Source organism: Aquabacterium sp. (genome assembly GCF_036273115.1).
Taxonomy (GTDB): Bacteria; Pseudomonadota; Gammaproteobacteria; order Burkholderiales; family Burkholderiaceae_C; genus Aquabacterium.
This window is the reverse complement of sequence record NZ_DASUIN010000016.1, coordinates 1-7,183: the sequence shown is the minus strand read 5'-3', so window position 1 is coordinate 7,183 and position 7,183 is coordinate 1. Positions and strand designations below refer to the sequence as shown.

9 protein-coding genes are annotated in these 7,183 nt (G+C 61.5%); 2 read left to right on the top strand and 7 right to left on the bottom strand.

Annotated elements, in window-relative coordinates; translation table 11 throughout:
- From VFW72_RS06305 to VFW72_RS06295, 3 genes are all read right to left on the bottom strand, one after another.
- Positions 1 to 240: response regulator (locus VFW72_RS06305; protein WP_329672866.1), on the bottom strand; the 240-nt coding region annotated here is incomplete at its 3' end.
- 18 nt (positions 241 to 258) lie between these two features.
- Entirely contained in the window at positions 259 to 1,275 is a 1,017-nt protein-coding gene (locus VFW72_RS06300) for a methyl-accepting chemotaxis protein (RefSeq protein ID WP_329673431.1), read from the bottom strand.
- Positions 1,276 to 1,495: 220 nt separating this feature from the next.
- Positions 1,496 to 3,217, bottom strand: coding sequence for a PAS domain S-box protein (locus VFW72_RS06295; RefSeq protein ID WP_329673430.1), 1,722 nt, complete (start codon positions 3,215 to 3,217; stop codon positions 1,496 to 1,498).
- Positions 3,218 to 3,325: 108 nt separating this feature from the next.
- Between VFW72_RS06295 and VFW72_RS06290 the strand changes: the two genes are divergently transcribed.
- Both VFW72_RS06290 and VFW72_RS06285 read left to right on the top strand, forming a co-directional pair.
- Positions 3,326 to 4,441 carry a PAS domain-containing sensor histidine kinase gene (locus tag VFW72_RS06290; RefSeq protein WP_329673429.1) on the top strand — a complete coding sequence of 372 codons (1,116 nt, stop codon included), beginning with the start codon at positions 3,326 to 3,328 and terminating at the stop codon, positions 4,439 to 4,441.
- Entirely contained in the window at positions 4,438 to 5,070 is a 633-nt protein-coding gene (locus VFW72_RS06285; protein WP_329673428.1) for a response regulator transcription factor, read from the top strand. The genes VFW72_RS06290 and VFW72_RS06285 overlap by 4 nt, the downstream gene beginning before the upstream one ends.
- A 61-nt stretch (positions 5,071 to 5,131) precedes the next feature.
- Here VFW72_RS06285 and VFW72_RS06280 read toward each other — a convergent pair whose 3' ends face one another.
- The 4 genes from VFW72_RS06280 to VFW72_RS06265 all read right to left on the bottom strand — a co-directional run.
- On the bottom strand, positions 5,132 to 5,485 hold the full coding sequence (locus tag VFW72_RS06280) for a helix-turn-helix domain-containing protein (RefSeq protein WP_329673427.1): 354 nt from the start codon (positions 5,483 to 5,485) through the stop codon (positions 5,132 to 5,134).
- Between the two features lie 67 nt (positions 5,486 to 5,552).
- Complete coding sequence (locus VFW72_RS06275) at positions 5,553 to 5,948, bottom strand: hypothetical protein (protein WP_329673426.1); 396 nt, start codon at positions 5,946 to 5,948, stop codon at positions 5,553 to 5,555.
- A gap of 120 nt (positions 5,949 to 6,068) precedes the next feature.
- Positions 6,069 to 6,611 (bottom strand): chemotaxis protein CheW, encoded by a 543-nt coding sequence (locus tag VFW72_RS06270; protein ID WP_329673425.1) that lies wholly within the window; start codon positions 6,609 to 6,611, stop codon positions 6,069 to 6,071.
- A gap of 4 nt (positions 6,612 to 6,615) precedes the next feature.
- Positions 6,616 to 7,183, bottom strand: a 568-nt coding sequence (locus VFW72_RS06265; RefSeq protein ID WP_329673424.1) for a methyl-accepting chemotaxis protein, incomplete at its 5' end; no start/stop codon positions are given.

The following is a 7,183-nucleotide window of genomic DNA, read 5'->3' as shown; positions in this document are numbered from 1 at the left end:
GACCACCGGGGTGTACTTGTAGGCGGGGATCTGCTTCATGGCTTCGACAAAGCCGTAGCCATCGAGGTTGGGCATGTTCACATCGCTGATGACCAGGTGGTACTTGCGGCCGTCGAGTCGGCTCAGAGCCTGCTTGCCGTCTTCGGCTTCGACAACCTGGTAGCCCGCGCCTTCCAGGGCGATCTGCACCGCCTTGCGCAGCGACGACGAGTCATCAACGATCAGTATGGTTTTGGACATGTGCTCGCTCCCTCAGGGTCAGAAAAATGTGGTGTCTTGCTCGATGGCCTGGGCCGACTGCGCCAGCGCTGGCGGCAGCGGCAAGTCGTCGTGCGCGGCTTGCTCATCGGGGGTGGTGTAGGTGCTGCGCAGCTGTGCCAGCCAGGCCTCGGGTTCGGGTGGCTGCTCCAGGCAGGTCAACAGGCGGGCCTGGTCGTCCATGGTGTGCTGCAGCATCTGGCTGATGCGGTCTTGCGACTGAATGGCCACCAGCACCTGATCGATCTCGGCACGAATGGCTTCGCCTTCCTGGCGAATGTGCTCCGAGCTGGTGCTGACCTCGCTGGCGGTGGCGCGCATGCGCTCGAGCACGTCTTCGATGATCTGGCTGGCGCGCTCGGTCATCTGGGCATCGTGTCGGGCGAAGGTGTCGTAGCTGGTTTTGGCGCGCTCGATTGCCTCGCTGACCTGGCGCACCACATGGGCGATGCGGTCGCCGGTCTGGCCCGATTCGGTCGACAGCATGCGGACCTCTTTGGCCACAACGGCAAACCCTCTGCCAGACTCGCCGGCGCGTGCGGCTTCAATCGCGGCGTTGATCGACAGCAGATTGGTCTGGCGCGCGATGGCGCCCACTTCGGAGGCCATTTCCTGGAGCTGACCCACGAATTGCGTGACCGTGACCACCTCGGTGAGCAAGTGCGAGCGCAACGCCATGGCTTCGCGCAACTCGGTCAGCAGGCCCGAGAGTTGGTCTTGCGCGTTGTTCAGGGCGCCGTGCATATTGGTTTGCGCGTCCTGGCTGGAGCGGTCCATGGTCTGGCACAGGCGCTGCGACATGCCGGCGAAGCGTTCGGTCAGCGACTCCATGGCCAGATTCATCTGCGTGCGCGCGGCGGCAATCTGGCGACGCCAGATGGGCAGCACGGCCTGGCTCAGTCGAACCAGAGCCGAGGGGGCGGCAGCCGTGTTGGTTGGGTCGTTCGGTTGGCTGGCCGTCTTGCGACGGAACAGCCACCACAAACCCGTGGGGTGTACCGAAGAAGAAACGCGCATACGAAAGCTCCTGCATTGCTGTGGAAGTGCTTTCGTCAACCGCGAGCCGGTGCTTGACCGTGGCGATCCGGTCATTGCGTGCACGAATACACGGGTCGACCGTTGAAAATGAACAACTGTGCAAGGACCTCAGGCAACAGGAATTCGTGCCCAAGTTCACGCGTCAGGTTTGATCAGGATCAAATCCTTAACACGTCAGACAAGCCTGACGATTGATTGCTTACGTTCTGACGGAATCGGGTGTAGGAACCTCGATCGTGATGTGCGACCCCCGGCCAGGCTGGCTGTCAATCTGGATCTGGCCTTGCAATGCGTGAATGCGTTCCTCCATGCCCATCAGGCCGAAGTGGCCTGGAGGTGGGGGGCAGGACGAATCAAAGCCCTGTCCGTCATCCCGAATGGCGACCCTGACAACTGCTGGCTCAAAGCCCACCGAGACGCTGACCTGATGTGCTCGCGCATGCTTGGCCACGTTCGTCAACGATTCTTGTACGACGCGGAAGATGGCGGTGGCGCGCGCGTCGTCGAGCGCACGCTCCTCGCCCTCGACCTGCAAGGTGCAGGGAATTTCCCAGCGCAGCGAGAAGTCTTCCGTCAGCCATTCCAGTGCCGCCAGCAAGCCCAGGTCCAGCGCAGATGGTCGCAGGCTGGTGGCGAGGCTGCGCATCACTTCGATGGTTCGCTCCACCAGCTTGCTGAGGTCTTGCAGCGCCGGGGTCGCTCCCCCCTCTGGACACTTCATGCGCAACTGAGCGACGTCCATGCGCATGGCGGCCAGCAACTGCCCCAGTTCATCGTGAATTTCGCGGGCAATGGCCTTGCGCTCGTCTTCGCGTTCCTGCTCACGGTGTGCGGCCATGTCGCGCAAGGCTTTGCGCGACTCGACCAGTGCCAGCTCGATGCGTTTGCGCTCGGTGATGTCTTGCGCCGTGCCGCGCAGCTCACCGATGCTGCCGTCGGGCGAGCGCACCCCTTCCACCGTCACGACAATCCAGCGGCGCTCGCCATTGGCCAGCACCAGCTCACGCTCGGCCTCGTATGGGCGGCCCGTTTTCAGCGCTTCCTGGATGGCCGCATCGCGCGCTTGCTGGGACTCGCGGGTGTACATCTTCTCCAGCTCGGCGATCGACGGTGGGGGTTGATTCGGATCGAGTCGGTAGATCCTGTACAACTCGGGAGACCAGATGGCCTCTTGGGTGCGTGGGTTCCAGCGCCAGTTGCCGATCTTGCCCAGACGCTGTGCTTCATACAGTTCGGCGCGCATCTGCAGCAGGGCTTCTTCGGCTTCCTTGCGAGGCCGAATGTCGCGCAGATTGATCAGCCACACATCGTCGGGCAGGGCGTTGGTGCTCAGTTCAACCGGGCGCTGCTCGCCCCGTGGCGTCAGCAGGGTCAGCTCCAGCCGCTCAATGCCGCCACGACGAATGGCATCGAGTGCCAGGCGCAAGCGCTCCACGTGCTCGGGCAGCACCCAGTCGAAAATCGAGCCACCCTTGAGCCGATCGCGTGGCGCGTTGAGCAAGGTACACGCCGCCTGGTTGATGCCTTCGCATCGGCCATTCAGGTCGGCCACGATGATGGCATCGGCTGACTTGGCAAACAGCACGCGCAGACGCAGTTCGTTGCGGCGCCAACGCTCGTGTGTCAGGCAGAACAGCGCACACATGGCGGCAAAGACGGCCGTGGCCAGCACCCCCCCTTGCGGAGTGGTCGTGTGAGGAATGAAAAAAGCCCAGCCCAGCGCGATGGACAGCACCGTTGAAATGACCCCAGGGACGAGGCCGCCCAGCCAGCAGCTCACATACACCGCAGGGTAAAACAGCAGCCACATCGCCCCTGGCACGTGGGGGCGAACCCACCCCTGCAGGCCGCAGACCAGCAGGGGCAGAACGACAGCCAAGGCCAGGGCACGCGTGCGAGACAAAGGTGTGGGGGCGAGCATGAGTCTGGATAGGGTGGGCGCTGTGGTCGCTTTTGCACAGCTATTTCAGCTTTGACAATTCAAGCCTCGATCCTATGATGAGAAACTGCTACCTCTGACAAGATTTTCATGGTTGTCTCCGTGACCGATACCTCAGCGTCCTCGAATGCCCCGGATGCGGCCTTGCAAGGGCGGCGTCTTCACATCCTGGAAAGCCTGTACCAGCGCGCCGGGTGGGGTATCGCCGTGGGGGACTGCCGCAACGAGGTGTTGCAAGACATCAACCCAGCCTTTGCCGCCATGCACGGTTATTCGGTGCAGGAGTTGGTTGGGCAACCCATCGAACAACTCTTTCCGGCGCGTGTGTGGCGTGAGGCCCGTGCCCAGATTGGACTGGCCCATGAGCGTGGGCACCACCTGTTCGAGTCGGTGCATGTGCGCCGCGATGGCAGCGAGTTCCCGGTGCTGATCGACGTCACCGTGGTGCGTGATGAAGCCGGTGCAGATGACCTTCGTGTTGTCAACGTACAAGACATCTCGGTACTCAAGGACGTGACCGTGGCCTTGCGAGACACCCGCGATCAGTTGCGCGCCCTGTCGGCCCACCACCAGGCCGAGATGGAATCTGAGCGCCGCACCATTGCCCGTGAGATGCACGACGAGCTCGGGCAGTTGCTCACCGGCCTCAAGATGGAAGTGTCGACCCTGGGGCGCCGTTATGCGCACGTGGAGGGCATGAGCGAGGCGGTCAGCGATCTGCAGTCGCAACTCAAGCACATCATGACCGTAGTGCGTCAGGTTGCGGGTAACCTGCGCCCGCCCGTGCTGGAGTTGGGCCTGTATGCAGGCATCGAATGGCTGGTCGACGAATTCCAGCGCCGCAGTGGCATTGAATGCGACCTGATCTGCCCCGAAGGCGATGCCATTTCGCAACGGCTGTCGCCTCAACTGGCCACGACAGCTTTTCGCTGTGTTCAAGAATCCTTGACCAATGTCATGCGACATGCCCATGCAAATCATGTCAGCATCAGTGCCAGTTGCCAGAATCAACGACTCTTTCTCCGAATCGCCGACAATGGGGTCGGCTTCAAACCCGCGGCAGCGCTATCCAAGCAGGCTTTTGGCTTGATGGGCATGCGCGAGCGGGTTCAGACCTGTGGCGGACAGATGTTGATCATCAGTCAGCCCGGGGCCGGTACAACCATAGACATTCAAATGCCTTTGAACAAGGAGACAACGCCATGATCCGCATGGTGATTGCCGATGACCACGCCATCGTGCGTGGTGGGATTCGTCAAATCATGGCTACCACTGACGATGTGCAGGTGGTGGCAGAAGCCTCGAGTACCGATGAGGCGCTGGCCCTGGTTCGCGCCGGGAATGTGGATGTGCTGCTGCTCGATATCAGCCTGCCCGGTCTGGGCGGTCTGGAGTTGCTCAAGGTGCTGCACGCCGAGATGCCCTCTCTGCCCGTGCTCATCTTGTCGATGCACAACGAAGGCCAGATCGTGCAACGTGCCCTCAAGGCAGGCGCCCAAGGCTATGTCACCAAAGACAGCGAGCCCAACGTACTGCTGACCGGTGTGCGCAAGGTGGCCGAAGGCGGCAAGTTCATTGACCCGGCTCTGGTCGAGTCGGTGGTGTTCACCTCGGGTGAAACCGATGCCCACCCCAAGGCCGTGCTGTCTGAGCGCGAGTACCAGATCCTGCAGATGATCGTCTCGGGCATGCCGCTGGGCGATATTGCAGACAACTTGCATCTCAGCCCCAAGACCGTCAGCACGCACAAGATGCGCATGATGCAGAAGCTGGGCGTGACCAACAACCCCGACCTGGTTCGTTGTGCCATTCGGCACGGCATGACCCCGCTGTGATGGGGTGATGGGGTGATGGCCAGACCGGTCGCCCCCCACCCTGCGTGGGCGCGGGCCGGTCTCAGCCTTTGCTGGCTTCGATCATGCAAGCCGACAGGCGCTCGAAGTGGCTGAGGGCCCCTTGCGTGAGCTCAATCTGTTTGCGGCGAGCGTCTTCGGTGTCAGCCAGTTTGATCCATCCCTTGTCGCGCATGGACTTCAAGCGTGTGTGGATGGTCTGGGCGGCACCGAGTTCCTGCTTGCCCATCATGTCGCGCACGGACAAGCGCTCCTCGTTCCGATTGGCCTTGGCAATGAACGCCAGGATGCGCTCTTCGAGCGGGTCAAGTGCCGGCAACGAGGGCAAACCTCGAATGGCATCGGCCAATTGCAGGAACCGGAAGTAAACGTCGGCCGCTGCCTTTGATTTCGCCATGGCTGGGGGCTCCGTACTCCTGGATGACGATCAAGTGCTGAATTCAGATCAAGTTTACTTGACGGTCTCAGGCTCCGATCCGGCCTTTCAGTCTGACCAGCGGACCCATGCACGCCGACAGGTTGGCGTTTCGGCACAAAACGAAGCGCTCGCCGTTGGCCTGAAACCGCAGGTAGAGCTTGCTTTGCAGCCCGATGGGGGTTTGATTGCCTCGGCAGTCGGTCTGACCATTGGTCTGGGTGACCTGGGTGTCAAACTGGTAGAAGCCTCCCGGCAGCGCTTCGGCGCTCAGCGCATAAGTGCTTTCGGTGACTTCCTTGTGGCTGGTCACCATCACGGTGCCGTCGGTGCGGAAAAAGTATTGTTCGGTGCAGTTGAGGCCCCTGGGGCGATACTGCCACGTTCCAGCAAGGGACACCGACGGGACGGGATCTGCCGCCGCTGCGGTGAAAGACGTCGCCATGACAAGACAGGTCAATACGCCGCTCAGACATCGCACGGTTTTCATCAGAGGAACTCTCCCAAAGCTGGCCTCGATCCGGCGAGTTTATCGTGATCGGGAGAGTTGCCTTGATGTGATCGATCAGGGATCGGCATGTACGCCAGGGACGGCGCCGTGGGTCATGTTTCCGAGCATGGAAATTTCATCGACGGAGAGCACCTTCCCGAGATCTAGCAGGATCACGAAATGGCCATTGACCTTGGCCATGCCATCGATGAAGTCGGCCCGAATGCCTGTACCAAAGCTGGGGGCGGGTTCGACATCGGCGGCGTTGATCTGCCGGACAGCGCTGACGGCGTCGACGACGATACCCAGAACGTGAGTGTCGCCATCCGTGATGACTTCGAGGATGACGACGCAGGTGCGTCGCGAAATCTCGGTGCGCTCGCGCCCGAAGCGGGAGTTCAGATCGATGACTGGCACCACTGCACCGCGCAAATTGATCACGCCGCGGATGAAGCCCGGCATCATCGGGACATTGGTGACGTTGCCGTATTCGATGATTTCCCGGACCCGCAAAGTACCGACGGCAAACAGCTCTTTGCCCAGGCTGAAGATCAGGTACTGGCTGACCATGCTGGTTTTGGCGGCAGCGTGGTCCAAGGAGGTTTCAGCTTCGCGCATGGCGTCACTCCTCGAACTTCACAAAGTCGGCCGACTCCGACGGGGAGTGCTCACGACGGCTGAGAGTCGCTCGCCTGACAGTGGTGGAGGGGCCCTTGGCTGAGCCGGGCGCTTTGGCCTTCTGGATGACGGCGCGTGCGCTTGGTGCGCCGCCCTGATCGTACGCGGTGCGGAAGAAGCCCATCAGATCCTGCAGTTGCTCGGCTTGACCGCTCATTTCTTCCGCAGTGGCGGCCAGCTCTTCGGATGCGCTTGAGTTCGACTGTGTCAACTGTGACAGTTGGGTCATCGCCGTGTTGATCTGGTTGATGCCGGTGGTTTGCTCCTCTGATGCGGAGGCGATCTCTTGCACCAGATCGGATGTTTTCGAAATGGAGGGAACGATCTCGTTCAGCAGGGTTCCCGCACGCTCAGCCAGAGATACGCTGTTTTTGGCCACTTCACCAATTTCCTGGGCCGCTTCCTGGCTGCGTTCGGCCAGCTTGCGCACTTCTTCTGCCACCACGGCGAAGCCCTTGCCATGTTCGCCGGCTCGTGCGGCTTCGATGGCCGCGTTCAGCGCCAGCAGGTTG

Bases quoted from the DNA above. Each gene is read 5' to 3' on its own strand.
- VFW72_RS06300 (WP_329673431.1), bottom strand. From the start codon at position 1,275: ATGCGCGTTTCTTCTTCGGTACACCCCACGGGTTTGTGGTGGCTGTTC.
- VFW72_RS06295 (WP_329673430.1), bottom strand. From the start codon at position 3,217: ATGCTCGCCCCCACACCTTTGTCTCGCACGCGTGCCCTGGCCTTGGCT.
- VFW72_RS06290 (WP_329673429.1), top strand. From the start codon at position 3,326: ATGGTTGTCTCCGTGACCGATACCTCAGCGTCCTCGAATGCCCCGGAT.
- VFW72_RS06285 (WP_329673428.1), top strand. From the start codon at position 4,438: ATGATCCGCATGGTGATTGCCGATGACCACGCCATCGTGCGTGGTGGG.
- VFW72_RS06280 (WP_329673427.1), bottom strand. From the start codon at position 5,485: ATGGCGAAATCAAAGGCAGCGGCCGACGTTTACTTCCGGTTCCTGCAA.
- VFW72_RS06275 (WP_329673426.1), bottom strand. From the start codon at position 5,948: ATGGCGACGTCTTTCACCGCAGCGGCGGCAGATCCCGTCCCGTCGGTG.
- VFW72_RS06270 (WP_329673425.1), bottom strand. From the start codon at position 6,611: ATGCGCGAAGCTGAAACCTCCTTGGACCACGCTGCCGCCAAAACCAGC.